This window comes from Chryseobacterium sp. C2(2020) (assembly GCF_014218915.1).
In the GTDB taxonomy this organism is placed as follows: Bacteria; Bacteroidota; Bacteroidia; order Flavobacteriales; family Weeksellaceae; genus Chryseobacterium; species Chryseobacterium mucoviscidosis.
Genome location: NZ_JACLCT010000093.1, coordinates 1 through 1,326 on the forward strand (window position 1 = coordinate 1; position 1,326 = coordinate 1,326).

General features: G+C 27.9%; 2 protein-coding genes. One reads left to right on the forward strand and one right to left on the reverse strand.

Translation table 11 applies throughout. The features are described from left to right. Positions 1-420, reverse strand: a complete 420-nt coding sequence (locus H6W52_RS21035; RefSeq protein WP_116100104.1) for a phage integrase N-terminal SAM-like domain-containing protein — start codon at positions 418-420, stop codon at positions 1-3. 166 nt (positions 421-586) lie between these two features. On the opposite strand from H6W52_RS21035, the gene H6W52_RS21040 reads away from it, so the two are divergent. Further along, a complete protein-coding gene (locus H6W52_RS21040; protein WP_123892028.1) occupies positions 587-1,231 on the forward strand; it encodes a hypothetical protein in 645 nt (214 codons plus the stop codon). The last annotated feature ends 95 nt before the right edge of the window (positions 1,232-1,326 follow it).

The following is a 1,326-nucleotide window of genomic DNA, read 5'->3' on the forward strand; positions in this document are numbered from 1 at the left end:
TTATGCTGGAAAACTCTTTAAAGTTGCTTTTTCTAAAACTAAATAAACAATTATATATTTTAAAATAACAAATACTAATATTTTTTTGACCTCGCTTTTACTTAAAAATATAGGTAGTTTATTTTCATTTCTTTGCGGATAAAGATGCTGTAAATTTACTGTCCGTTGAAATATTTCTTTATAAAATTTGGTAATTGTTGCAATAATAGCTTTTTGGTAAGAAGAACCTATTTTCTTTTTATCAAAAAGCCAAATGATAAAATCTTCAAGCTGTTTTTGTGTAATATCTTCCGTTCGATATTTAGCAGAAAGTTTTAGAAAATAAGACAGGTGGGATTTATATGTCTTAATGCTATTTTCGGAATAACGTTGAAGACGTAGTAGGGTTGCGAAATCATTTTCGTAATTTTTATTCATCATTATAAAATTTATGCGTTTATCCAAATATAATAAAAATAAAATAATGATTTACAATACTTTATAAAAAAAACAAACAACATTGACGCAATTGTATATATTCGATATTTGCGCAACGCGTAAATTTGGGTGTTATGGGCAATACAACCAAAAATTAAACGAAAAAAATATGGGAACAATTAAAAACGGTTTTTGGAAATTAAGTTTTATATTAACTCCGAATGAATTTAGAGATTTTGTAAAATATTGTAAAGAATTAGAAATCGAATTTAACGACCAAAGAGGCGAAGATATACAAGAAGAATATACAAAATTTTACAACTCACTTATATCAGACAAACACCCTAAAAAGTATTTGAAACAAGATAGTATTTCTTATATTACTATAAACAGTTTTGTCTGTAGTTTGAATGTTAAAGACTCAATAGGTTTTATAATAAGTCCTGCAAATATGGTACATTGGACACATTACAGAGAAGCTGTACGAATTCAGGGTTGGGCTGTACAAATCACATTACAAAAAGGCGTAAGTGTAGACAAAGAAGATGAAAAGGGAAAATATTTTATATACGAAGACATACAATTACATTCACCAAAATCATACCCATTATATCTACAAATAATTTCATATATAAAAAACATAACAAAACCTTTACGGTTTAAAATCCATAATATTGATGACGTAGAAGAAATAAAGCCACCAGTAAGAATAAGCGAACAAGTTGCAATAGATTTAGCAAATAGTTGGATTTTCAAAAATTATGAGTTTGAAATGATAAGCTATCAAAAAAAAATAAACGTAAAATTCTCTTAATCATACAAATGTACTGCCCATAATAGCTAAGTTTTCGTTGCGTGCGCAGCACGAACAATGAAAACCCTGTTGAACGGAACCTTCGGCAGCTTTTG